Source organism: Ruegeria sp. AL12, from assembly GCF_056540885.1.
In genome coordinates this window covers 522,821-545,248 of sequence record NZ_JBQFXN010000001.1, presented here as the reverse complement: position 1 = coordinate 545,248, position 22,428 = coordinate 522,821, and the positions used below count along the sequence as shown (strand labels likewise).

Annotated in this window: 21 protein-coding genes; 14 read left to right on the top strand and 7 right to left on the bottom strand. The window is 58.1% G+C overall.

Annotated elements, in window-relative coordinates; translation table 11 throughout:
• Positions 1-102: 102 nt before the first annotated feature.
• Positions 103-1,704, bottom strand: a complete 1,602-nt coding sequence (locus ACR0C6_RS02715) for an NAD(P)H-hydrate dehydratase (protein ID WP_480618171.1) — start codon at positions 1,702-1,704, stop codon at positions 103-105.
• A gap of 171 nt (positions 1,705-1,875) precedes the next feature.
• Here ACR0C6_RS02715 and ACR0C6_RS02710 point away from each other — a divergent pair, with 171 nt between their 5' ends.
• The 5 genes from ACR0C6_RS02710 (at position 1,876) to ACR0C6_RS02690 (ending at position 6,400) form a co-directional block, all read left to right on the top strand.
• Positions 1,876-2,214 carry a P-II family nitrogen regulator gene (locus ACR0C6_RS02710; protein WP_152458342.1) on the top strand — a complete coding sequence of 113 codons (339 nt, stop codon included), beginning with the start codon at positions 1,876-1,878 and terminating at the stop codon, positions 2,212-2,214.
• A gap of 41 nt (positions 2,215-2,255) precedes the next feature.
• On the top strand, positions 2,256-3,662 hold the full coding sequence (gene glnA / locus ACR0C6_RS02705; RefSeq protein ID WP_171228085.1) for a type I glutamate--ammonia ligase: 1,407 nt from the start codon (positions 2,256-2,258) through the stop codon (positions 3,660-3,662).
• A gap of 126 nt (positions 3,663-3,788) precedes the next feature.
• Positions 3,789-4,436, top strand: a complete 648-nt coding sequence (locus ACR0C6_RS02700; RefSeq protein ID WP_152458344.1) for an MSMEG_1061 family FMN-dependent PPOX-type flavoprotein — start codon at positions 3,789-3,791, stop codon at positions 4,434-4,436.
• 66 nt (positions 4,437-4,502) lie between these two features.
• Entirely contained in the window at positions 4,503-5,291 is a 789-nt protein-coding gene (locus ACR0C6_RS02695; protein ID WP_480618170.1) for a lytic murein transglycosylase, read from the top strand.
• Between the two features lie 197 nt (positions 5,292-5,488).
• Positions 5,489-6,400 (top strand): hypothetical protein, encoded by a 912-nt coding sequence (locus ACR0C6_RS02690; protein WP_480618169.1) that lies wholly within the window; start codon positions 5,489-5,491, stop codon positions 6,398-6,400.
• Positions 6,401-6,436: 36 nt separating this feature from the next.
• Here ACR0C6_RS02690 and ACR0C6_RS02685 read toward each other — a convergent pair whose 3' ends face one another.
• Positions 6,437-7,180 (bottom strand): heme-dependent oxidative N-demethylase family protein, encoded by a 744-nt coding sequence (locus ACR0C6_RS02685; RefSeq protein ID WP_171725542.1) that lies wholly within the window; start codon positions 7,178-7,180, stop codon positions 6,437-6,439.
• A 123-nt stretch (positions 7,181-7,303) separates the two neighbouring features.
• On the opposite strand from ACR0C6_RS02685, the gene dddP reads away from it, so the two are divergent.
• On the top strand, positions 7,304-8,647 hold the full coding sequence (gene dddP / locus ACR0C6_RS02680) for a dimethylsulfonioproprionate lyase DddP (RefSeq protein WP_480445480.1): 1,344 nt from the start codon (positions 7,304-7,306) through the stop codon (positions 8,645-8,647).
• 10 nt (positions 8,648-8,657) lie between these two features.
• Here dddP and ACR0C6_RS02675 read toward each other — a convergent pair whose 3' ends face one another.
• Positions 8,658-8,852: a hypothetical protein gene (locus tag ACR0C6_RS02675; RefSeq protein ID WP_480445481.1), complete on the bottom strand. Its 195-nt coding sequence runs from the start codon at positions 8,850-8,852 to the stop codon at positions 8,658-8,660.
• Positions 8,853-9,126: 274 nt separating this feature from the next.
• Here ACR0C6_RS02675 and ACR0C6_RS02670 point away from each other — a divergent pair, with 274 nt between their 5' ends.
• On the top strand, positions 9,127-10,341 hold the full coding sequence (locus tag ACR0C6_RS02670; protein ID WP_171639268.1) for a bifunctional alpha/beta hydrolase/OsmC family protein: 1,215 nt from the start codon (positions 9,127-9,129) through the stop codon (positions 10,339-10,341).
• A gap of 30 nt (positions 10,342-10,371) precedes the next feature.
• On the opposite strand, the gene ACR0C6_RS02665 is transcribed toward ACR0C6_RS02670, so the two are convergent.
• The 3 genes from ACR0C6_RS02665 to ACR0C6_RS02655 form a co-directional block, all read right to left on the bottom strand.
• Positions 10,372-10,701 (bottom strand): hypothetical protein, encoded by a 330-nt coding sequence (locus ACR0C6_RS02665; protein WP_171167593.1) that lies wholly within the window; start codon positions 10,699-10,701, stop codon positions 10,372-10,374.
• 11 nt (positions 10,702-10,712) lie between these two features.
• A complete protein-coding gene (locus ACR0C6_RS02660; RefSeq protein ID WP_152458352.1) occupies positions 10,713-11,273 on the bottom strand; it encodes a hypothetical protein in 561 nt (186 codons plus the stop codon).
• Between the two features lie 174 nt (positions 11,274-11,447).
• Complete coding sequence (locus ACR0C6_RS02655; RefSeq protein ID WP_480618168.1) at positions 11,448-11,780, bottom strand: hypothetical protein; 333 nt, start codon at positions 11,778-11,780, stop codon at positions 11,448-11,450.
• 88 nt (positions 11,781-11,868) lie between these two features.
• Between ACR0C6_RS02655 and purB the strand changes: the two genes are divergently transcribed.
• The 4 genes from purB to ACR0C6_RS02635 all read left to right on the top strand — a co-directional run bounded on the left by purB (position 11,869) and on the right by ACR0C6_RS02635 (position 16,322).
• Complete coding sequence (purB, locus tag ACR0C6_RS02650; protein WP_171228076.1) at positions 11,869-13,173, top strand: adenylosuccinate lyase; 1,305 nt, start codon at positions 11,869-11,871, stop codon at positions 13,171-13,173.
• A 374-nt stretch (positions 13,174-13,547) separates the two neighbouring features.
• Positions 13,548-14,090, top strand: a complete 543-nt coding sequence (locus tag ACR0C6_RS02645) for a tetratricopeptide repeat protein (protein WP_171167585.1) — start codon at positions 13,548-13,550, stop codon at positions 14,088-14,090.
• Positions 14,091-14,186: 96 nt separating this feature from the next.
• Positions 14,187-15,260, top strand: coding sequence for a flagellar motor switch protein FliG (locus tag ACR0C6_RS02640; protein WP_480618810.1), 1,074 nt, complete (start codon positions 14,187-14,189; stop codon positions 15,258-15,260).
• 138 nt (positions 15,261-15,398) lie between these two features.
• Entirely contained in the window at positions 15,399-16,322 is a 924-nt protein-coding gene (locus ACR0C6_RS02635; protein WP_171228073.1) for a lysophospholipid acyltransferase family protein, read from the top strand.
• Here ACR0C6_RS02635 and ACR0C6_RS02630 read toward each other — a convergent pair whose 3' ends face one another.
• On the bottom strand, positions 16,323-17,024 hold the full coding sequence (locus ACR0C6_RS02630) for a DUF1223 domain-containing protein (RefSeq protein ID WP_480618167.1): 702 nt from the start codon (positions 17,022-17,024) through the stop codon (positions 16,323-16,325). It abuts the gene before it with no gap.
• A gap of 224 nt (positions 17,025-17,248) precedes the next feature.
• On the opposite strand from ACR0C6_RS02630, the gene acnA reads away from it, so the two are divergent.
• From acnA to ACR0C6_RS02615, 3 genes are all read left to right on the top strand, one after another.
• Complete coding sequence (gene acnA, locus ACR0C6_RS02625; protein ID WP_480618166.1) at positions 17,249-19,939, top strand: aconitate hydratase AcnA; 2,691 nt, start codon at positions 17,249-17,251, stop codon at positions 19,937-19,939.
• 119 nt (positions 19,940-20,058) lie between these two features.
• The gene (locus tag ACR0C6_RS02620) at positions 20,059-21,561 is read left to right on the top strand and encodes a BCCT family transporter (RefSeq protein ID WP_480618165.1); all 1,503 of its coding nucleotides are present in this window, start codon (positions 20,059-20,061) and stop codon (positions 21,559-21,561) included.
• A gap of 140 nt (positions 21,562-21,701) precedes the next feature.
• Positions 21,702-22,403: an SDR family NAD(P)-dependent oxidoreductase gene (locus ACR0C6_RS02615; protein WP_480618164.1), complete on the top strand. Its 702-nt coding sequence runs from the start codon at positions 21,702-21,704 to the stop codon at positions 22,401-22,403.
• The last annotated feature ends 25 nt before the right edge of the window (positions 22,404-22,428 follow it).

Below are 22,428 nucleotides of genomic sequence, written 5' to 3'. Positions count from 1 at the left end.
CCAGCTATGCATCTGGCAAACATTCGGTCTGCATTGACGTGAAGCTTGACGGCGGATTTCCGCCGACTCGCCGGGAATTGAGCCGTTCCACGCCCAACGAACTCAAATATTCAACTTTCTGAAAACCTCCGGCACCTGTTCCGGCAAATCTTCCGCGATCAAACCCGGCCCGAACTGGCGCGCACATTCCACATGCAGCCACGCCGCAGTTTCCGCCGCCTGCATCGGTGCCAAACCTCGCGCCAACAACCCTGCGATGAATCCGGCCAGTACATCGCCGGACCCGGCCGTCGCCAACCAGGGGGCCGCTCTTTCGTAAACGGCCGAGTTCACCACGCACCGGCCATCCGGCGCAGCAATCACCGTGTCCGGGCCCTTGAACAGAACCACGCACCCAGCCCGTTTTGCGGCAGCACGCGTTGCGTCTACCTTGGAAAACGCCGGGCCTTTGGCCGGTTGCGCGTTCATCTGCGCGGCGATGTCCGGGAATACCCATGCAAATTCCCCGCCATGCGGTGTCAGTACGCATTTGTCGTGCAATCGCGCGATCAGGGCGCCGGGATCCTCGGCAAAAGCTGACAAAGCATCCGCATCCAACACGGTCGCCCGCCGTGCAGCGAGGACAATCGGCACCAGCGCCTGCGCCCGCTCGAATCCCAGCGCAGGCCCAAGGCAGAGTGCATTCAGGCGCGTATCCTCAAGCATTTCAGGCAATCCATCAGCCCCATCAACCCGCTGCAACATGAGAGCCGTGATCTGGCTGGCCACCTCCATCTGCGCAGACGGCGGCACGCCCAGCGTCACCAGCCCCGCTCCAACCCGCAAAGCCCCCCGCGCCGCCAAACGCGCGGCCCCTGTTTTGCCCGCCCCCCCAGATAGGATCAAAGCATGACCATGTGAGTATTTGTGGCCAACCGAAACTTTCGAAAGCTTCACCCCGTCAGCCTCGGTCGCGTGAACGATCTGACCGTCTTCCAGTGTTTCAAGCCCGATCGATTTGGTTCGTACCGTCCCGCAGGTCACCGGACCATCACCTAGAACATGCCCAAGCTTTTTGCTGTGGAACGTCACCGTCATGTCCGCAACAATCGCCTGACCAAGAATGCGACCGCTGTCGGCGCACAGGCCGCTTGGCGCGTCAATTGAAACGACCTTTACGCCTCGCTCTCGCAGCAGGGCTCTGACCGGCGCATTGGCCAGCATGGAGAACGCCCCTGCAAATGACCGGGTGAGACCCGTGCCAAAAACCCCGTCGACAACCAGATCAATGCTCTTTGGAAACCCAAGAACATCATCCGCCAACGGGGCGGAGTCGACAGCGAAGACGCGAACCTCGTTCTTTGCACCCCATCTCTCATAATTCACCCGCGCATCCGGAGGCAGCTTTTCCGGGTCTCCACAAAGGAACACCTCAACCTCCCACCCCTGCTTCTGCAAAAGCCGCGCCACGACAAACCCGTCACCCCCATTGTTGCCCGGTCCGCACAGCACCACTGCGCGCAGCGGATCCTCTTCATCTGGCCCTAAATATCCCGGGGAGCGCGAGGGGCTGGCCCCTCGCCTGTCCAACACGGGCCATTCTTCGAAAATCGCGTCAACAACACCCCGCCCGGCCCGCTCCATCAGCTCCAGACCGGTCACGTCACCAGACTTGATGGCGGCCTGCTCAATGGCCCGCATCTGTGCCGCTGTCAGCAATTCCATCCTTTCACCCCTTGCTCGATTCAATTTTGATTACTTTTTGTGCAAGTCGCTCAAAAAATAGCACGCAGCCGTTTTTCCAAGCACCCCGACCCGCACGATATCGCAATCACATTGCCGCCCGATCTTAGACGTGATCACTGCCCCTGAGACAACCATTCAAGGTGAGCCGGGATGAAAAAGATCGAAGCGATCATCAAGCCGTTCAAACTGGACGAAGTGAAAGAGGCATTGCAGGATGTGGGCGTCCAGGGCCTCAGCGTCATCGAGGTCAAGGGCTTCGGTCGCCAGAAAGGCCATACCGAACTGTATCGCGGCGCCGAGTATGTCGTCGATTTTCTGCCCAAGGTTAAGGTCGAGGTCGTATTGGACGACGACCAGGTCGACGCCGCGATCGAAGCCATCGTATCGGCCGCCAAAACCGACAAGATCGGAGACGGCAAGATTTTCGTCTCGCCTGTCGACCAAGCCATTCGCATCCGGACCGGCGAGACCGGCTCGGAAGCACTCTAACTCACAACATTACTGACACATCTATCAGAAGGACCAAGGGAATGAGCGCAGAGGCAGTTCTCAATACAATCCGCGAAGAAGACGTCGCATATGTCGACATCCGCTTCACCGACGTGCGCGGCAAACTGCAGCACGTCACGGTGGACGTCGATCTGGTCGACGAAGACTTCCTGGAAGAAGGCTTCATGTTTGACGGCTCGTCCATTGCAGGCTGGAAATCGATCGAAAACTCGGACATGAAACTGATCGCCGACACGACTTCGGCTTACATCGACCCGTTCTATGCGGAGAAGACACTGTGTCTGCACTGCTCGATCGTTGAGCCCGACACCGGTGAAGCCTATGGTCGCGACCCGCGCGGAACCGCGCAGAAAGCCGAAGCCTACCTGAAGTCCAGCGGTATCGGTGACGTTGCCTATATGGGTCCCGAAGCTGAATTCTTCCTGTTCGATGACGTTCGTTTTTCCAACAGCATCAATAAAGTATCTTTCGAAGTTGATGCAACGGATGCGTCGTGGAACACCGACACCGAATACGAGATGGGCAACATGGGCCATCGTCCGGGCGTCAAGGGCGGCTACTTCCCAGTCAACCCCATCGACGAAGCGCAGGACCTGCGTTCGGAAATGCTGTCGACCATGAAACGTCTGGGCATGAAGGTCGACAAGCACCACCACGAAGTGGCCTCGTGCCAGCACGAGCTGGGCCTTGTCTTTGACAGCCTGACCAAGCAGGCCGATGAGCTGCAAAAATACAAGTACGTCATCCACAACGTAGCACACGCCTACGGCAAATCGGCCACTTTCATGCCCAAGCCGGTCGCAGGTGACAACGGCACCGGCATGCACGTGAACATGTCGATCTGGAAAGATGGCAAGCCGCTGTTCGCTGGCGACAAATATGCCGACCTTTCGGACGAGGCGCTTTACTTCATCGGCGGCATCCTGAAACACGCCAAGACCCTGAACGCCTTCACCAACCCGTCGACCAACAGCTACAAGCGCTTGATCCCCGGGTTTGAAGCCCCCGTTCTACGAGCCTATTCGGCACGTAACCGTTCGGGTTGTGTGCGTATCCCATGGACTGAAAGCCCCAAAGCCAAACGTGTCGAGGCGCGGTTCCCCGATCCGTCATCCAACCCCTATCTGGCGTTTGCCGCCCTGCTTATGGCTGGCCTGGACGGTATCAAGAACAAGATCAACCCCGGCGAGGCGATGGACAAGAACCTGTACGACTTGCCCGCCGAGGAACTGGCCGACATCCCGACCGTCTGCGGCAGCCTGCGTGAGGCTCTGGAAGCTCTGGCATCCGATCACGACTTCCTGCTTCAGGGCGATGTGTTCACCAAAGACCAGATCGACGGTTACATCGCACTTAAGATGGAAGAGGTGGAAACCTACGAGCACACTCCGCACCCGGTGGAGTACGGCATGTACTACAGCTGCTAAGCTGAGTACGGAAACGATTTGGCAGGGCGCCCCTTCGGGCGCCCTTGTCATTTCTGCCCACACGGTTTGACGCGCCGCCGTTGATCCAACAAACTGGTGAGAACACTCCCGACCGGAGACGACAGCATGCCTTGCGATACCTCACCTTTCTCGAAATTCACAAACCTTGTGACATCCGAACAGGAGCTGAGGAGGATCTCTGGCCATCCGCTGCCACAGATCACTGCCAAGGAGGTGTCCTCCCTCGATCAGATGTGTCGCGATTTCATAGCGACCTCGCCCTTTTGCCTTATCGCTTCGGCCAACACGGATGGGCATCTTGATGTTTCACCCCGTGGTGACCCGCCCGGCTTTGTTCAGGTGCTGTCCGATACCCTGATCGCGATCCCGGATCGGCCGGGAAACAAACGCGTGGATACGTTTCACAATGTTCTCAAGGATCCGCGCGTCAGCGTCCTGTTCTTTGTTCCCGGCAAGATGGAAACGCTCCGCATTCGCGGCACGGCCCGCATCTGTGCTGACCCCCGTTTGCTTGAAACCATGGCCATTGACGGGCACCCACCCAAACTGGCGCTGCTCATCCACGTCGAGACAGCATTTGCACACTGTCCCAAGTGTGTAATCCGCGCACATCTGTGGCAACCCGAAGACTGGCCGGATTCGACCCATCTGCCAAATATGAATGCGATGATGGTGAAACACGCCCGCATCAATGCCACGCCTGAGGAATGGTTCGAAACGCTCAGGAAAAAGGGCGAGTTGGACCTCTATTAACCGCTTTGCCCAAGACGCAGCCCACGCTAGGCTAACCGCAGATTTCAATTCCATCGGATTACGCCCATGTTTCGCCTTGCCACCATTCTTGCCCTTTCCCTGACGTCCCCGGTTCTGGCCGCACCCTGTGGCAACACCAGCGCTGGATTTGAGGCGTGGAAGGCCGATTTTGCCAAACAGGCACGCAAGGCGGGAGTGAAAAAGAAAGGTCTGCAAGCGCTGTCCCAGACCCAATATGCCACGCGCACCATCGCCGCGGACCGCAATCAAAAAAGCTTCAAATACTCGCTGGACAAATTCATGCGTGTTCGAGGGGCCGATACAATCGTCGCACAGGGGCGCAAACGCAAAGCCGCCAACCCGAACTATTATGCCGCCTTTGAGCGGCAATATGGTGTTCCTGCGGGTGTTCTGATCGCCATTCACGGCATGGAAACCGGCTTTGGCAATTTCATGGGCGACAGTCAGGTTGTTTCCGCAATCACAACACTGGCCTATGATTGTCGCCGGTCAGAGTTCTTTATTCCCCACGCAATTGGGGCACTGAAACTGGTCGACATGGGCAGTATCACAATGGCGACAAAAGGGGCAAAACATGGCGAACTGGGCCACACGCAATTCCTGCCAGGCAACGCCCTGACCTATGGTGTCGATGCTACAGGCGACCGGCGCGTGGACTTCTACAACATGACGGATGCATTGGCCTCAACCGCCAATTTCCTTCGCCAGAAAGGGTGGAAACCGGGGCGCGGTTATCAACCCGGAGAACCAAATTTTCGCGTCTTGCAGCAGTGGAATGCTGCCTCGGTCTATCAGCAATCCATCGCTATAATGGCTGCCCGAATCGACAATTAACCCCGCCGCACCGTCAACACGCGCCGCACCTGATTTCGCCACATTTCCGCCACAGTGACAAACAAAAGCCTTTAGTTGCTTGGTTTCCAAAGCGTAACCAATCGCTGGGAAATTTCACTTTTTTGCATTTTTCGCCAAATTCTCTCCAAGATGGGGTGCTAGTCTTTGAATAACAGAACGCAGAAAAGGACGGGGCAGTGGCTCGGAAGCACAGCTACCATGGCGGCCTGCAATTTGATGGCGACGCAACCGGCGCAATAGAGCGCTTTGGATCCATCGTTGCCACGACGCTGGAAGACTACGGTCATCTGGTCGAGCGCAAGGCCCTGCTCAGCGCGACCGAGGCCAGCATCGTCTCGAGCCAGTATCTTGTGCGGATGACTCTGGATACAGGCGCCTCCGGGCAGCAGGACCGCTACGAGCGCATGGATCGCGCCGCAGGGTTGAAAACCATAACAAAGCCCCGCGTGTCGCATCCCCAAAACAGGTTGGTGCTGACAATTACGCCAGTCTCGCCACTTTTGGACGACGCCGAGATTTCGGAACTGATGCTGGTGGTCACTCTGTATCGCATGGTCGATATCTGTTCGACCCGACGGGTTGAATGGTTGTCGCCGCACACGGTTCTTACAGTCGAGCACTTCATGAGCGCCTTTGACACCCTGACACCAAGCCGAACAAGCAGGGATCGAAAGCAGATCTTTCAATCACTGACCGGACAGTTCGCCGGGATGCAGCAGTCTGAACAGGATGACACGATCACTGCCCTACACTCTCCTGCCGCGCGTCCAATTCAACTGACCGACGAACAATTGCTCAGCATCGCGTTCCGAAGCGACGAGGCAGACCTGCCCACCCAGATGGACGGAGGTGCGGCCATCGCGGATGATGATGACAAGCCAAGCGACATCCTGCGCCTTAGTAGTTGGTGCATGACCGGAGTGTTGGCCAGCATTTCAGCGCCAATTGCTGTATCGATGGCCGCAGTCAACCTGATCCGGGGCGAGGATTTCCGCCTGAACACACAGGTGCTTGTGCTCACATTCGCCATTGTCGCGCTGAACGCCAGCAACGCCTTCGCTGATGTAGCGGGTGCCTTGGGCATGTAAAAGAATTATCGAAGACCCTCCTAGGAGGCCCCGCCATCAGGCGGGGTTTTCCGTTTTTGGGATCGCGTTTGCGGCCAGAACGTATGTGTGGATGGAAAACACGACCGCGTTGGATTTCGGCAAACGCAACAACGTCTGCCGCTCGCTTCGCAGATAAGACGCCTGACGCCGGTCCCGTATTTCGCGCGGCTCACTGGCACTGCGAGGTTGGAACAGCTCCGGGTCTTCGTACCACAGGGCGTTGAAGCGCCACAGCGGGCGACCGGGTTGAATACCGTCAAACAGCCTCTGCACCCGTTTCGCGACATTAGCGTCATAGCTTTCCACAGGCACGTGGATATCAATCAGCGGCCGCATGAATTTCTCGGACAAGCGCCAACTGGCAGGAAAACACAGAATGGCACCCGTCAGAACATGCTCATTTCCCCGTTTCTGAAGAATGCAGAAGTCCTCCTGCACCAGCCTGCACAGCGTATCAAGCGGTCGGTCGCGGTCGATCGCGACGGATATGCCATCCGGCCTTGCGGCCTCTGCCCCGGCCGTGGGATATGTCTGCATCAGCACCAGATCCAGCAACTCTTGCGCGGCAGGTTTGGCCCCAGGATCAAGCGCAAGAACATCGTCGCGCCGCTCAGCCAGAATTTCTTCGCGACGCCGCATCTGGTCGGCAAAAGCCTCATCCTGATGCAGCCAGTTTTCCATGGTTGCCGGTTGAATACCCGGCAAAGCGCGTGGGTTTTCGACATCATACGGGATCTTGTTTTGCAGAATACGAGTCATGCCGGGGGCTTAGCATGCGCAGCTTTTCTTGTCGGTCGAAAACGACAACCTCGCCGTCGCATTTTTCTCAGACGATTGGTTGTGGCGGATGAATTGTAATTGGAACAAGCAACGAGGCCAGCCATGAACCAGCACTACCGAGACGCGCGCAAGATTGACCCCAGCCGTGGCACGACATTGGGCGATGGTACGCCAAACGAAAATGATCGGATCGAGATTGGTCCGACGCAGCTTGCGTTTGACGAGTGGGCCGCTGCGGGGCTGGAACTTCCCAATCTGGCACGGATGCGGGAACACCGCTGGAAGAGGCTGACACAGGCCATCGTGGACCGCGGCTATGGCGGCTTGCTGATTTTTGACCCGCTGAATATCCGCTATGCCACCGACAGCACGAATATGCAGCTGTGGAACACCCACAATCCGTTTCGGGCGGTTTTGCTGTGTGCAGATGGCTATATGGTGATCTGGGATTACAAAAACTCCCCCTTCCTCAGCACCTTCAACCCACTTGTGCGCGAGCAGCGCTCGGGCGCTGACCTGTTTTACTTCGACCGGGGCGACAAGGTTGACGTTGCCGCAGATGTGTTCTCGAACGAAGTACGCGTACTGATCGAAGAACACGGCGGCGGAAATATGCGCCTGGCGGTCGACAAGATCATGCTGCACGGATTGCGCGCGCTCGAGGCGCAGGGGTTCGACATCATGGAAGGCGAAGAACTGACCGAGAAGACCCGCGCCATCAAAGGGCCTGACGAAATCCTGGCCATGCGCTGCGCCAGCCATGCCTGCGAAACTGCGGTTGCCGAAATGGAACGGTTTGCCCGTGCCAATGTCGGCGACGGCAAGACCTCGGAAGATGATATCTGGGCTGTACTTCACGCCGAAAACATCAAGCGTGGCGGTGAATGGATCGAAACCCGTCTGCTGGCTTCGGGCCAGCGCACCAACCCGTGGTTTCAGGAATGTGGCCCGCGGATCACCCAGCAGAACGAGATCATCTCGTTCGACACCGACCTGATTGGATCTTACGGGATTTGTATCGATATTTCCCGCAGTTGGTGGATTGGCGATCAGAAGCCACGCGAGGACATGATCTATGCCATGCGACACGCCCATGAACACATCATGACCAATATGGAGATGCTCAAGCCCGGCGTGATGATCCCCGAACTGACCGCAAATTCCCACAGGCTGGACGAGAAGTTCCAGGCGCAGAAATATGGCTGTCTGATGCACGGCGTCGGGCTTTGCGATGAATGGCCGCTGGTTGCTTATCCGGACAAGGCGGTTGAAGGGGCCTACGATTATCCGCTGGAACCCGGAATGGTCTTGTGTGTCGAAGCCTGCGTGGGCGAAGTGGGTGGCGATTTCAGCATCAAGCTGGAGGATCAGGTTCTCATAACCGAAGACGGATACGAAAACCTGACGAAATACCCCTTCGATGCCCGGTTGATGGGGCTCGAGTGAGGCCGGCGCCTCATTCTAACCAATGAGACCGGCGCACGTTGCCGTGCCAGTCTTCGACAGTTGGACTTACCTGAGCCTGCGGCCCGCTGAAAACTGCGGGCCGGGATTGCCCGACGGCAAAACCCACGAGGCCAGCCAGAACAATCGCCATGACTGTACCGGGAAGTATCTTTGGAAGGTGTGCGGCAGCGTCTGCATGTGCCATCTGCGTCTCCTTTATCAATTGCTGTAGGCCGTAGATGGGCCTGATTGCGACATAAGTGAAACGAATGTTTGTTCGGTTTTGCATCACACACATTGATGGAGCGCCAAACACCCCCAATTAGCGGCCACGCCTGTCACCGCCCGTGGCATCTTTCGGATTGCAAGACGCTCGCTTGGTTCTCACCTTCCCGTGACGCGTTTGACATAAGGGTTGTGACCCGGCGGGCTTGACCACAGTATTGGGGATGTTTCCCCGAACCGTTCAAGGAGCCGACATGCCCACGGAACGCATCACTTTTGCCGGACATGACGGCAGCCAATTGGCCGCGCGGCTGGATTTGCCGGATGGTCCGGTCCTTGCGACGGCCCTGTTTGCCCATTGCTTCACCTGTTCCAAGGACATACCTGCGGCCCGGCGCATTTCGGCCCGCCTGGCGGCCATGGGAATTGCAGTGCTTCGGTTCGACTTTACCGGCCTGGGTCATTCCGAAGGAGAATTCGCCAACACGACTTTCACGTCGAATGTCGAGGACCTGATCTCGGCCGCGCAATATCTGGCCGGACGAAACATGGCCCCTGCCCTTCTGATCGGTCACTCGCTTGGCGGTGCGGCGGTTTTGCGGGCGCGTGCCGGAATTCCGACGGTCAAGGCCGTGGTCACCTTGGGCGCACCGGCGGATCCCGGCCACGTGTCCCATCATTTCGAGGATGCCCTGCCCCAGATCGAACAGGAGGGCAGCGCCGAGGTCACCTTGGGCGGGCGCCCGTTTCGAATTGGCAAAGCGTTCGTGGATGACATTGCGGGATCGGCCCTGTCTGCCTCGATCGCTGATCTCAAGGCCGCTTTGCTGATCCTGCACGCTCCTCGGGACGAAACGGTCAGTATCGACAACGCAAGCACCATCTTTCTGGCTGCAAAGCACCCAAAAAGCTTCGTCACCCTCGACGAAGCCGATCACCTGATCACACGGGCGTCTGATGCTGAATATGCCGCGGATGTCATCTCGGCTTGGGTCTCGCGCTATCTGAAACTTTGCCCCCCCGCGCCACCCCCGGGTGCGCCGGAAGGTGTCGTTCGCGTGACAGAGGCGGATCCGAATGGCTTCATGCAGGATATTCAGGCCGGTCCGCACCATCATGCGGTTGCAGATGAGCCTGCCTCTTATGGCGGCACGGATAAGGGCATGTCGCCTTATGGCTTTGTCTCATCCGGCCTCGGCGCCTGCACGTCCATGACGATAAGGATGTATGCGCGCCGCAAAAAATGGCCGCTGACCAGTGTCAGCGTCGATGTCTGCCATGACAAAGTTCATGCTCAGGATGCCGGTTTGGCAAATGAGGGCAAAGTGGATCAGTTCCGCCGCAAAATCCGCCTGAGCGGCCCGCTTGATCAGGAACAAAAACAGCGCCTGCTGGAAATCGCAGACAAATGCCCGGTTCACCGGACACTTGAAGGCTCGGCGCATATCACGACCGAACTTCTTACCTGAGAAAAGGCCGCCGGACAGGCGGCCTTTTGATTATCTGCGGCGTGGTGCCGGGCGGTGGATCGGTGGCCGCGCGGCAGGTGGCCGGGCCACCGGGGGTCGCGGCCGTGCAGGAGGTTTGGCAACCGGCGGATTTGGGCGCTCGGGACGCACGGGCCGATCAGGTCGATCTGGGCGGTCCGGGCGGTCGATATCAACATTCACATCGACATCGCGATAGTAATCGTTCCACAGCATCGAGTCATAGAACGGGTCATACCCGTATCCAACGCCGACCGTTACGCCGTCACAGGCCGACAACGTCAAAGTTGCAGCCCCCAGCCCCAATGCGAGGGAAATCCGTTTGATCAGTCCAATGCGCATCTTGCCCCCCTTTACAGAAGCGACCGGAACGACGCGAAAACGGCGTTCAAATCTTCGGCGAAATCCGGGTCTGCCCCGTCCCGCAGGATGGCAACAGCTATGGCGACACGGTTGCGCGGCAAATCAATGACAGTGGCCGTGAAGTTCACCCCCTTGCCATCCCGGCGCCCTGTCCCCCGAAACACCCGGGCAGGCAACCCGCCGATACGGGTGTCGCTGGTGCTGGTAAGGGTCGGGTCTTTGACCAGAAATTTGTCGATGTCCTGCAAGTAGCGGACCCCATCCTGAATGGTTGCAACCCCTGAAGGTGAAACAAACCCCATCCAGACGTTGTCGTCCGTTACGGGGCGCAGCCCCATGACTCGGGCCACCGCACGCGGATCATCCAACCCGGTGTCTTCGATCTCACGCGGGCCGCCAGTGCGCAGCACCCAGAAATCGGGCACGTCGAACCGAAACAGGGCGCGACCATCCTCGGTATACGTCACCGGAGTGTCGGCCAGTGCTGATCCTGCCCCACCCAGCCAGACAGCGGCGCAAGCGGCAAGAATTGGAGATGATAATAAACGCATATCTCAATAACCTGATGATTTCTTCACCCTCAGCTTGACCGCTGAAAGCGCGACTTGTCCAGCACTGCGTTGCAAAGACCCAGGAAAACCGCGTTCAGGTATTTCCCTGCCCCACACATGTCGTCTGGCTCTTGCAAACATCCCGCCCCAATCTTTCAGACAAATACATGAAATCTATTGCGCATAGACCCCGACGGTCTGGCCGCCCGCATCATCAACGAAACGGATCGCGTCCCCTTTTCGCCAGACGTCGTAGCAGGCCCACAAATCGGCAGGTGGCCATGTCGAGCAGTATTGATCCCCTCTCACCGCCCAGCGCCCTACACTGGGCCCGCCCGAGAAATACTGCGTGGTCATGCTGGCTTCGAAAACCTGCCAAACACCCGCACCGTATTCCAGCTTCTTGCCCGCCAAGGCTGACAGGATTTCCTCTCCGGACAGTTTCTGGAAGTCTCCGGCCACCAAAACACCCGGCCAAAGGGCGAAAATCAGGGCAAACCGTCTCATACCTACTCTCACATCTTGTTCCCTTGCGCACAGGCGGCTAAACCCCGCGCCAACGCCTCATCCCAATCACATAAAGGTGCTGCCGCCAATGATTCCCCGTTATTCCCGTCCTGACATGGTTGCCATCTGGTCGCCCGAAACGAAGTTTCGCATCTGGTACGAAATCGAGGCGCATGCCTGCGATGCCATGGCCGATCTGGGCGTGATCCCGCGCGAGAATGCAGAAGCTGTCTGGAAAGCCAAGGACGTGGAATTCGACGTCGCCCGCATCGACGAGATCGAAGCCGTCACCAAGCATGACGTCATCGCATTCCTGACCCATCTCGCCGAACATGTCGGCAGTGAAGAGGCCCGGTTCGTGCACCAGGGCATGACCAGTTCGGACGTGTTGGACACCTGCTTCAACGTCCAGCTGACACGCGCGGCGGACCTTCTGATCGCCGATCTCGAAGGGCTTTTGGCAGCGCTCAAGCGCCGCGCGTTTGAACACAAGGACACCGTTCGCATCGGCCGCAGCCACGGCATCCACGCAGAGCCCACGACAATGGGCCTGACCTTTGCCCGGTTCTATGCCGAGATGGACCGCAACCTGTCCCGTATGCGCGACGCCCGAGCGGAAATCGCAACTGGGGCCATCAGCGGCGCCGTCGGCACATTCGCCAATATCGATCCCGCCGTCGAGGAACATGTCTGCGACAAACTGGGCCTTGTGCCCGAACCGATCAGCACCCAAGTGATCCCGCGTGATCGCCATGCGGCCTTCTTTGCAACGCTTGGCGTCATCGCCAGCAGCATCGAAAACATCGCCATCGAAATCCGCCACATGCAGCGGACCGAGGTTTTGGAGGGCGCAGAATTCTTCTCGATGGGCCAGAAAGGCTCGTCGGCCATGCCGCACAAGAAAAACCCGGTACTGACCGAGAACCTGACCGGGCTGGCCCGCATGGTACGCGCGGCAGTGATCCCGGCAATGGAGAATGTCGCGCTCTGGCATGAACGCGACATCTCGCATTCCTCGGTCGAGCGCATGATCGGTCCGGATGCCACGATTACTCTGGATTTTGCGCTGGCCCGTCTGACCGGTGTGATCGACAAGATGCTGATCTTCCCCGAAAACATGCTGGAAAACATGAACAAATTCCCCGGTCTTGTCATGAGCCAGCGCGTTCTTCTGGCCCTGACCCAGGCAGGGGTCAGCCGTGAGGACGCCTATGCCATGGTCCAGCGCAACGCGTTGAAGGTTTGGGAACACCGCACCGATTTCAAACAGGAACTGCTGGCGGACGCCGACGTGACAGCCGCGCTCAGCCCCGAAGAAATCGAAGAGAAGTTCGACCTCGGCTATCACACCAAACACGTGGATACGATCTTCGCCCGGGTATTCGGCGAATAAGGTACGTTTCGACGCCGCCTTCCCACGGCCCGGTCTGCATTTCACAGGCCGGGCCTTGTTTTTTGCCAGACCGCCCGAAATCGGTTATTCTGCGGATGATTTTTTGGGGAGAGGCACCATGATCCGTACCGTTCTTTGCTCACTTGCACTTGTTTGTGTGGCATCTGCCGGCCTTGCATGCAGCGGGCATTCCAAACAGACACAATCCTGCGCACCCGGCACAACCTGGGACACTGAAACGCAAAGCTGCGCGAAATCCGTCAACAGCTGACAAATTTCTGTCCGACTTGTGAATAAAAGCAACCGTTCCACTGTTAGCTTTTTTGTAGATCGTACTATGATTTTGTGAGCAGCCCCGAGAACGGAGTAAGAATATGCGCCTTTTGTTAGCTTCAGCCCTCGCTTTGCAGGCCTTCGCCTTTGCCCCGGTGGTCCACGCCGCAGGCGGCGACAGCAGTAGCCCGCCGAAACCGACGAATACGACCAAGAAGTGTTTGTTCGGTCGGGTCTATGACGAAGCCAGAGGTCGGTGCGTCAAACCCAACAAAACCAACCTGTCGGAAGATCAGCTTTACGACGCCGTCCGCGAACTGGCCTATGACGGGCAATACGGGCACGCGCAGGATATCCTGCGGATCATGGATCAGGACGACGACCGTGTGCTGACCTATTGGGGCTTTACCTACCGCAAGATGGGCGAGCTGGAGCTGGCGAACGTCTTTTACCAGAATGCCATCAATGCCAATCCCGACAATCTTCTGGCGCGCAGCTATATGGCGCAAGGCTTTGTAACCGAAGGAAAAACCGATCTGGCAATCGAGCAGTGGCGCGAGATCAAGGCCCGCGGCGGCGAAGGGACCTGGGCCGAGACGTCTCTGCGCGAGGCCATCCGGACAGGGTTGACCTACAGCTACTGAGCTTCAGGGTTATTTAACCCGACTCCCGTTAATCTGCCCGTGGTTCGGAAAATTTGGCATTACGGGCAGATGCAGGACACAAACGCTTTGATACAAATGGCAAATGGGGGGTCTGCCCCACTTGCCGCGGGGGATGAACACGCGCCGCAAGTTGTTTCGCGCACATTGACCGGTCGGCAAAAAGCGGCCGTTGTGGTGCGCCTTCTGTTGAACGAGGGCGCCGATATTCCACTTGAGGAATTGCCTGACGACCTGCAAGAGACATTGACCCATCAACTTGGTCAGATGGGCCTTGTGGATCGCGTCACTCTAGGCGTGGTGGCCCAGGAATTCAGCGACGCTCTGGACAATGTCGGGCTTGCTTTTCCACATGGGCTTGCAGGTGCACTGGATGCGATGAACGGAAAGATCGCACCATCGACGGCCGCGCGCCTGCGCAAGCTTGCCGGGGTGCGCCAAATCGGCGACCCTTGGCAACGCCTGCGTGACATATCCGTTGAGGATCTTGCCAAAATGGCCCAGTCGGAAAGCACCGAGGTGGCGGCCGTCATGCTTTCAAAGATGGATACCGCACAGGCGGCGCAGATGCTGGCCCATATGCCGGGCCCGGTTGCGCGGCGCATTACCTATGCCATCTCGAAAACAACAAATGTCACCCCCGAAGCGGTTGAACGTATTGGCTGGTCGCTGGCCGCGCAACTGGATCAGCGGCCTGCTCAGGCTTTCGACAATGGTCCCGACGCACGCGTGGGCGCGATCCTGAACCAGTCGGCGGCCGCAACACGCGACGACTTGTTGAACGCATTGGACGAGGACGACGCCGAATTTGCGGATCTGGTACGCCAATCGATCTTCACCTTTGCCCATATCCCAAACCGTATCGCGACCCGCGATGTTCCCGCCATCCTGCGTGAAGTGGAACAGCCGGTTCTTGTCACCGCATTGGCAGGTGCCGCCGCGGATGATGACAAGGCCTCCGTTGAATTCATTCTGTCAAACATTTCGTCCCGCATGGCCGACAATCTGCGCGAGGAAATGGCCGAACGTGGGCGCGTCAAACAATCGGAAGCCGAAGATGCCATGACACAGGTCGTGGCCGCCATTCGCGTTCTGGTCGATGCCGGTTCCATTGTTCTGATCGAAAACGATGACGAGGAAGATGCAGCCTGACCCCGCGAACCCACGGGTATTGCGCGATCCGGCCACCTGCTGCGGGTTCAGGTTTTCCGCCCGTCTGGGCGCTTGAGCTTGCAGGCATCGGGCTGTATGTCTTTCTCAGCAATTCGCAACACGCGGTGAGACACCTCCATGCCCGTTGAAAAGTCGGAGCTCAGCCGGTTTGAGCTTGGGAAATACTATGTCGCCAACCTGTTTCTGCAGGGGGTCATCCGCGTTATGCGCATGCTTCCCTATGAGCGGCGTATTGCAACGATGGGGGCCATCGTGCGGTTTCTGGCACCTGTTGTTGGGTTTCGCAAACGTGTTCGTCGGAATCTGAAGCTGACTTGCCCGGACTTGCCTGAAGCCGAAGTCAGGCAGATCTGCCGCGATGTGCCGGACAATGCCGGTCGTGCGATCATGGAACATTTTTCTCCGGAAGACTTTATCGAACGGCAGAGCAAGGCCAAGATTTCTGGGCCAGGTATCGCTGCATTAGACGCGGCTGTTGCCGAGGGGCGTCCGGTCATGATGATTACGGCGCATTTCGGTCACTACCTGGCAGCGCGCATCGCCTTGCAGACATACAGCGGTCAGCCCATCGGCTGCCTGTATCGGCGGATGGCCAACCCGTATTTCAACGACGCTTATGTCGAAGCCTTCTACAAGACAGGCGCCCCGATGTTCGAACAGGGGCGGCGCGGAATGGTCGAGATGGTACGCTCGTTGAAAAAGGGCGGGATCATTGCCATCGTTTCCGATCTTCATGCAATGGGCGGTGAGGAACTGATGTTCTTCGGCAAACCCGCCGTGACATCCGTGCTGAACGCCGAGTTGGCCATCAAATACAATGCCGAGCTGATTCCGTGTTACGCGGTGCGTCAGCCCAACGGTATCGATTTTGAGATCGTTCTGCACGAACCGGTTCCGCACACGGACCCTAAAACCATGACCCAGTTCACCAATGACGATCTGGAAAAGATGGTGCGGCAGCATATGGGGCAATGGTTCTGGATTCACCGTCGCTGGAAACATTGGAACGGGTTGGGCATCAAACCGGAAGAAATGCCCTGATCACTTGACCCGGGTGGCGGCAACAATCGGCCCTTCCCCGGCCCTTTGAACCAGAACGACTGCCGGCAGGTCCAAACCAAGCTGAACCGTGAATGATTGCGGTGCAGTTCCATCCCATTGCCCCGCAATCTGCCAGGCCTCAACGACATTGGCATAGTCCAGCTCGTGCCCGGCCAGCTCTCCACGACGGATCGAAGCGTGACGCATGGGAGAATACTGAACCACATGCACGTCATAGGTATCGCCTTTCGGCAACTCGACGGGCGTCACATCCACTGTCACTTCATCGGCTGAGCGCACGGCCGTCACAAGCGCTTCGGGCGCTGCTTTCAGATGCGCTTCGATCAATCGATCAAGTTCACGGGATTGCGCCCCGACGATGTCGTGCTGCCCGTTGATCACCATCTGCGGGGTATAGATCATGGAACGCCCCCCCTCGCGGGCATAAGCCCGCTGCCGAAGCGTATGATCGGGGTTCGCATATTCGTCCTTCCACCCGATATAGTCCCAGTAGTCGACATGCAAAGCCAGCCCTATGACGTCATCGCGCTTGGCCAAATCATGCATGATCCGATCCGCCGGCGGGCAGGATGAGCACCCCTGAGACGTGAACAGCTCGACCACAACCGGGTCTCCCTCGGCCGCGACCTGTACCGCCACAAGGCAGGAAAACACGGTGGCCAAAGCAATGGATCTGAACATGAGAACTCTCGGGTTGAGCGGTTGGATCTCAGGGATAGCTGCTTTGACACTCAACAGCCAATCAAGGTTTCTTGAGGCTTTGATACATTCCCTCCGCGAAAAAGTGTACAATAGTATACAAAATTGCCTCTCATCGCGTGTTCAGCCTTGAACACGGGGGCTTGGTGATGCAGATAACACTCAGCAAATCCTAATATCCAAGTCATTTGAGAGGGAGGCCACAGATGCCCATCAAAGTCGGACAGGATACCGCCAAAACGCGCCGCAGTCTGAGCGTGAATGGTAAATCCATTTCCTATTATTCGATTCCCGCCGCGCAAGAGGCCGGTCTGGGCGATTTCTCGCGCCTTCCCGCCGCCCTCAAGGTGGTGCTGGAAAACATGTTGCGGTTCGAGGATGACGGGTTCTCGGTCTCGGTCGATGACATCAAAGCTTTTGCCGAATGGGGGGCCAACGGTGGCAAAAATCCTCGTGAAATCGCCTATCGCCCTGCCCGCGTTCTGATGCAGGATTTCACCGGCGTTCCCGCCGTGGTGGATCTGGCCGCGATGCGGGACGGCATCAAGGCGTTGGGCGGCGACGCGCAAAAAATCAACCCGCTGAACCCGGTCGATCTGGTCATCGACCATTCGGTCATGATCGACGAATTCGGCAACCCGCGCGCGTTCCAGATGAATGTGGACCGTGAATATGAACGCAACATGGAACGGTACCAGTTCCTGAAATGGGGTCAGGGTGCATTCAACAACTTCCGCGTTGTCCCCCCAGGCACCGGTATCTGCCACCAGGTTAACCTTGAATATCTGGCCCAGACCGTCTGGACCGACACCGACCAGAACGGTGAAGAAGTCGCCTATCCCGACACGCTGGTCGGCACCGACAGTCACACCACCATGGTCAACGGCATGGCCGTGCTGGGCTGGGGTGTCGGCGGGATCGAGGCCGAGGCCGCGATGCTGGGTCAACCGATCTCGATGCTGATCCCTGAGGTCGTGGGCTTTGAGCTGACCGGTGATCTGGTCGAAGGCACCACCGGCACCGACCTGGTTCTGAAGGTCGTGGAAATGCTGCGCGAAAAAGGCGTTGTCGGCAAGTTCGTCGAATTCTACGGCGAAGGCCTGGATCGTCTGCCGCTGGCCGACCGTGCGACCATCGCCAACATGGCCCCGGAATACGGCGCGACATGCGGCTTTTTCCCGATTGACGGCGAAACGTTGCGCTACATGCGCAACACCGGCCGCGACGAGGATCGCATCGCGCTGGTTGAAGCCTACGCCAAGGAAAACGGTTTCTGGCGCGATGAAAACTATGCGCCGATCTACACCGACACCCTGACCCTGGATATGGGCACGATTGTTCCGGCAATCTCGGGGCCCAAACGCCCGCAGGATTATGTTGCGCTGACTGACGCCAAGGCCGCTTTCGCCAAGGAAATGGCCGAGACCTTCAAGCGCCCGATGGGCAAACAGGTCGAGGTCAAAGGCGAAAACTATGGCATGGAATCGGGTAAGGTCGTGATCGCCTCGATCACGTCCTGCACCAACACGTCGAACCCATACGTGATGATCGGAGCGGGCCTCGTGGCGCGTAAGGCAGTCGCGCTGGGGCTGGATCGCAAACCTTGGGTCAAAACCTCACTGGCACCGGGTTCGCAGGTTGTGTCCGCTTACCTCGAGGCCGCAGGCCTTCAAGAGGATCTGGACAAGATCGGCTTCAACCTCGTCGGATACGGCTGCACCACATGTATCGGCAACTCGGGGCCGATCCAGAAAGAAATCTCGGAGGCCATTGCGGAAGGCGATCTGGTCGCCACTTCGGTCTTGTCCGGCAACCGCAACTTCGAAGGCCGCATCTCGCCCGACGTGCGCGCAAACTATCTGGCTTCGCCGCCTCTGGTCGTCGTGTACGCCCTGGCGGGCACCATGGACATCGACCTGACGTCCGAACCGATCGGTCAGGACAAGGACGGCAACGACGTCTATATGAAAGACCTCTGGCCAACCCAGCAGGAGGTCGCGGAACTGGTCGAACAGACCGTCACGCGCGAAGCGTTCCAATCGAAATACGCCGACGTCTTCAAAGGGGACGAGAAATGGCAGTCGGTCGAAACCACCGATGCGGAAACCTATGACTGGCCGCCGACATCGACCTATATCCAGAACCCGCCCTATTTCCAGGGCATGGGCCCCGAACCGGGCACGATTTCCAACATCGAAGGCGCCAAGGTTCTGGCCATTCTGGGTGACATGGTCACGACCGACCACATCTCGCCCGCGGGGTCTTTTGCGACAACTTCGCCCGCAGGCCAGTACCTGATTGAACGTCAGGTTCAGCCGCGTGAATTCAATTCATATGGTTCACGCCGCGGCAACCACGAGGTGATGATGCGCGGAACTTTCGCCAACATCCGCATCAAGAACGAGATGCTGGACGGCGTCGAAGGCGGTTACACCAAAGGCCCGGATGGTGAACAGACGTCAATTTATGACGCCTCGATGGCCTATCAGGCGCACGGCACCCCGCTTGTGGTATTCGGTGGCGAGCAATATGGCGCGGGCTCAAGCCGCGACTGGGCGGCCAAGGGCACGGCGCTGCTGGGCGTCAAGGCCGTAATCGCCGAGAGCTTTGAGCGTATCCACCGTTCGAACCTTGTTGGCATGGGGGTCATTCCGTTCGAGTTTACAGGTGGCGACACCCGTAAAACCCTGGGGCTGAAAGGGGATGAAACCGTTTCGATTCACGGGCTGGATACGATCGAGCCGCTACAGGAAGTCCCCTGCACGATCGTTTATGGCGATGGAACCGAAAAGACCATCACCCTGAAATGCCGCATCGATACCGCGCCCGAGATTGAATACATCGAAAACGGAGGCGTGTTGCATTACGTCCTGCGCAATCTTGCGAAGGCATCATAACCGATACCAAAGCGTGCAATTCAAACCCCCGGCCACCCGCCGGGGGTTTTTTGTATTCTGGTCATTTATTCGAAAACCTGAAACTGTTGGGCAAGGTCATCAACGGAAAACCAAACGCCATGAAGAAACCCAACGCCCTGCTGGTATGTTCGCTCAGCGTAATTGCCGTGGTCGGGATATGGGGTGTCGTGGACATTCAAAGCCTGGTGACCTGGGCAAGCGGCATCGTCCAGCAGACCTTCCACAGCCGCGGCTGGTTCGTGATGCTCGCCGCTTCGGGCATGTTGATCGGATGCCTGTTTCTGGCATTTTCACCCTATGGAAACATTCGCCTCGGCCGGGATGACGAGGAGCCAGAGTTTTCCACCGCCACATGGATTTCAATGTTGTTCTCCGCCGGTATGGGCGTCGGCCTGCTGTTTTGGGCTGTGGCGGAACCGCTGACCCATTTCAACTTCATCTCCGGCATGGCACCAGATTTCATCGCGGCGCAGCAGGCCATGCTGGCGACAAATTTCCATTGGGGGCTGCATGCCTGGGCGATTTATGGCTCTACCGCGCTGACTATTGCCTATTTCAGCTTCCGGCGCGGTACCGGGATGATGGTCAGTGCGCCGATCAAAAACCTGTTTCCCGGCGAACGCTGGGCTGAACGCGTCGGGTGGCTTTCGGACTTCATGGCGATCATCGCCATATCCATTGGTGTTGGCGGCTCCATGGCCATGGGCGTGTTTCAGGTGGCTGACGGCATCGCAGTGCTGGGCGGTCGGGAAACGGTCGGCGCCCTTTTGATTGGTGTCGTGTTTCTGGCAATGGTTGCTGCGTATATCCCGGCACTCATGATCGATCTGGGCCAGGGCATGGCGCGCCTGTCCAATGCCGCCATGCTGATCGCAATCGGCCTTGTTGCCTACACGGTGGTCCTGGGCCCCACCGAATACCTTCTGAATACCATCGTTCAGGGGTTCGGCGACTATGTCACCAATGTCATTCCCAGGGGATTTCAGACCTTTACGTTCTTCAGCGATGACGTCACCAGATGGTTCAGCGACTGGACCCTGACCTACATGGTCTGGTGGATTGCCTGGGGCCCGTTCGTGGGCGTCTTTGTCGCCCGCATCTCTCGCGGTCGCACGATACGGGAATTCGTGATCGGCGTCCTGTTCGCCCCCACGCTGTTTTCAATCCTCTGGTTCGGTGCCTTTGGTGGCATTGGCCTGTTCGAGGCACTCAATGGTGCGGGCGAACTGCTGGCCTATACACAGACAAACATCGAACGCGTGACCTTCGCCCTGCTCGACCGACTTCCACTTTCCGTAATCACCACGCTTGCAACGGTGCTGGCCGCCTTTCTGTTCATCGTGACTAGCGTCGTAAGCGCAGCCTTTGTTCTGGGCACCTTCTCGACGGGCGGGGACGAGAACCCCCCGCCGCGTGTGCGTCTGATCTGGGGGGGATTGCTGGGATTGCTGAGCGTTGCAATGATCCTTTCGGGATCCGTCGACTCGGTTAAGATCCTCATCTCGCTTGGCGCATTGCCCTTTGTCTTCATTTCGGTCCTGCTGATGGTTTGCCTGTTCCGCGGGCTCAGAGAGGAGGGCCAACGCAATGCTGATCGGTGATCTCACGGACACATTGATGAACCTTGTCACCTTCGCTTTCATCGCGGCAATGCTCTGGATATTACTGCGCAAATGACAGCATTCCGGCAGCGCAAAAAATCAACGTTGAATACTGGGCGCTTTGACGGTCATCTGAGTTCATGGAAAAAGTTGCACTGATAACCGGTGGCGCCCGTGGAATTGGGCGGGCAATAGTCGAAGACCTGCGCGGTGATCACCATGTCGCCTTCACCTGGTTGGCCAGCCACCCCGATTCAGAATTGCTGAAAGGCGACGTTCTGGCGATTCAATCGGACCTTACAAAAGACAACCAACCCACCCGGGTGGTCGAAAAGGTCATCGATCACTTCGGACGACTGGACGTGATCGTGAACAACGCCGGTCTTGTTCGCTCCACTCCGAAACAAGAGTTTCAGGCCGCGGACCATCGCGCCATTCTTGACCTCAACGTGCTGGCCCCCGCCGCGTTGCTTGCCGCGGCATTACCGCATCTGAAACGCGGCGCTTCGATCGTCAGCATCTCATCGATGAACGCAACATTGCCACCGCGCGACGCCGCGACCTATGGGGCAAGCAAGGCCGCGCTGAACCTCTGGACGCGCGCCATGGCGAAAGAGCTTGGCCCGGACGGAATCCGCGTCAACGCGGTTGCGCCGGGTGCCATCAACATCCCCGAAGACCCCCGTCCTGACGATCTGACATCGCTATTCGTCAAGGAAACGGCGCTGGGCCGGATCGGAACTCCGGAAGACATCGCCAGGGTCGTTCGGTTTCTGACCTCGGACGCGGCGGGATTCGTAACCGGAGAGGTTCTGGGCGTGACCGGAGGCTATCGCTTGTAAGGTGGCTTAAACCTCGTTTTCCAAA

What these genes read in the sequence shown, in the direction of transcription:
- ACR0C6_RS02715 (WP_480618171.1), bottom strand. Translation starts at nt 1,704, where the DNA reads ATGGAATTGCTGACAGCGGCACAGATGCGGGCCATTGAGCAGGCCGCC.
- ACR0C6_RS02710 (WP_152458342.1), top strand. Translation starts at nt 1,876, where the DNA reads ATGAAAAAGATCGAAGCGATCATCAAGCCGTTCAAACTGGACGAAGTG.
- glnA (WP_171228085.1), top strand. Translation starts at nt 2,256, where the DNA reads ATGAGCGCAGAGGCAGTTCTCAATACAATCCGCGAAGAAGACGTCGCA.
- ACR0C6_RS02700 (WP_152458344.1), top strand. Translation starts at nt 3,789, where the DNA reads ATGCCTTGCGATACCTCACCTTTCTCGAAATTCACAAACCTTGTGACA.
- ACR0C6_RS02695 (WP_480618170.1), top strand. Translation starts at nt 4,503, where the DNA reads ATGTTTCGCCTTGCCACCATTCTTGCCCTTTCCCTGACGTCCCCGGTT.
- ACR0C6_RS02685 (WP_171725542.1), bottom strand. Translation starts at nt 7,180, where the DNA reads ATGACTCGTATTCTGCAAAACAAGATCCCGTATGATGTCGAAAACCCA.
- dddP (WP_480445480.1), top strand. Translation starts at nt 7,304, where the DNA reads ATGAACCAGCACTACCGAGACGCGCGCAAGATTGACCCCAGCCGTGGC.
- ACR0C6_RS02675 (WP_480445481.1), bottom strand. Translation starts at nt 8,852, where the DNA reads ATGGCACATGCAGACGCTGCCGCACACCTTCCAAAGATACTTCCCGGT.
- ACR0C6_RS02670 (WP_171639268.1), top strand. Translation starts at nt 9,127, where the DNA reads ATGCCCACGGAACGCATCACTTTTGCCGGACATGACGGCAGCCAATTG.
- ACR0C6_RS02665 (WP_171167593.1), bottom strand. Translation starts at nt 10,701, where the DNA reads ATGCGCATTGGACTGATCAAACGGATTTCCCTCGCATTGGGGCTGGGG.
- ACR0C6_RS02660 (WP_152458352.1), bottom strand. Translation starts at nt 11,273, where the DNA reads ATGCGTTTATTATCATCTCCAATTCTTGCCGCTTGCGCCGCTGTCTGG.
- ACR0C6_RS02655 (WP_480618168.1), bottom strand. Translation starts at nt 11,780, where the DNA reads ATGAGACGGTTTGCCCTGATTTTCGCCCTTTGGCCGGGTGTTTTGGTG.
- purB (WP_171228076.1), top strand. Translation starts at nt 11,869, where the DNA reads ATGATTCCCCGTTATTCCCGTCCTGACATGGTTGCCATCTGGTCGCCC.
- ACR0C6_RS02645 (WP_171167585.1), top strand. Translation starts at nt 13,548, where the DNA reads ATGCGCCTTTTGTTAGCTTCAGCCCTCGCTTTGCAGGCCTTCGCCTTT.
- ACR0C6_RS02640 (WP_480618810.1), top strand. Translation starts at nt 14,187, where the DNA reads ATGGCAAATGGGGGGTCTGCCCCACTTGCCGCGGGGGATGAACACGCG.
- ACR0C6_RS02635 (WP_171228073.1), top strand. Translation starts at nt 15,399, where the DNA reads ATGCCCGTTGAAAAGTCGGAGCTCAGCCGGTTTGAGCTTGGGAAATAC.
- ACR0C6_RS02630 (WP_480618167.1), bottom strand. Translation starts at nt 17,024, where the DNA reads ATGTTCAGATCCATTGCTTTGGCCACCGTGTTTTCCTGCCTTGTGGCG.
- acnA (WP_480618166.1), top strand. Translation starts at nt 17,249, where the DNA reads ATGCCCATCAAAGTCGGACAGGATACCGCCAAAACGCGCCGCAGTCTG.
- ACR0C6_RS02620 (WP_480618165.1), top strand. Translation starts at nt 20,059, where the DNA reads ATGAAGAAACCCAACGCCCTGCTGGTATGTTCGCTCAGCGTAATTGCC.
- ACR0C6_RS02615 (WP_480618164.1), top strand. Translation starts at nt 21,702, where the DNA reads ATGGAAAAAGTTGCACTGATAACCGGTGGCGCCCGTGGAATTGGGCGG.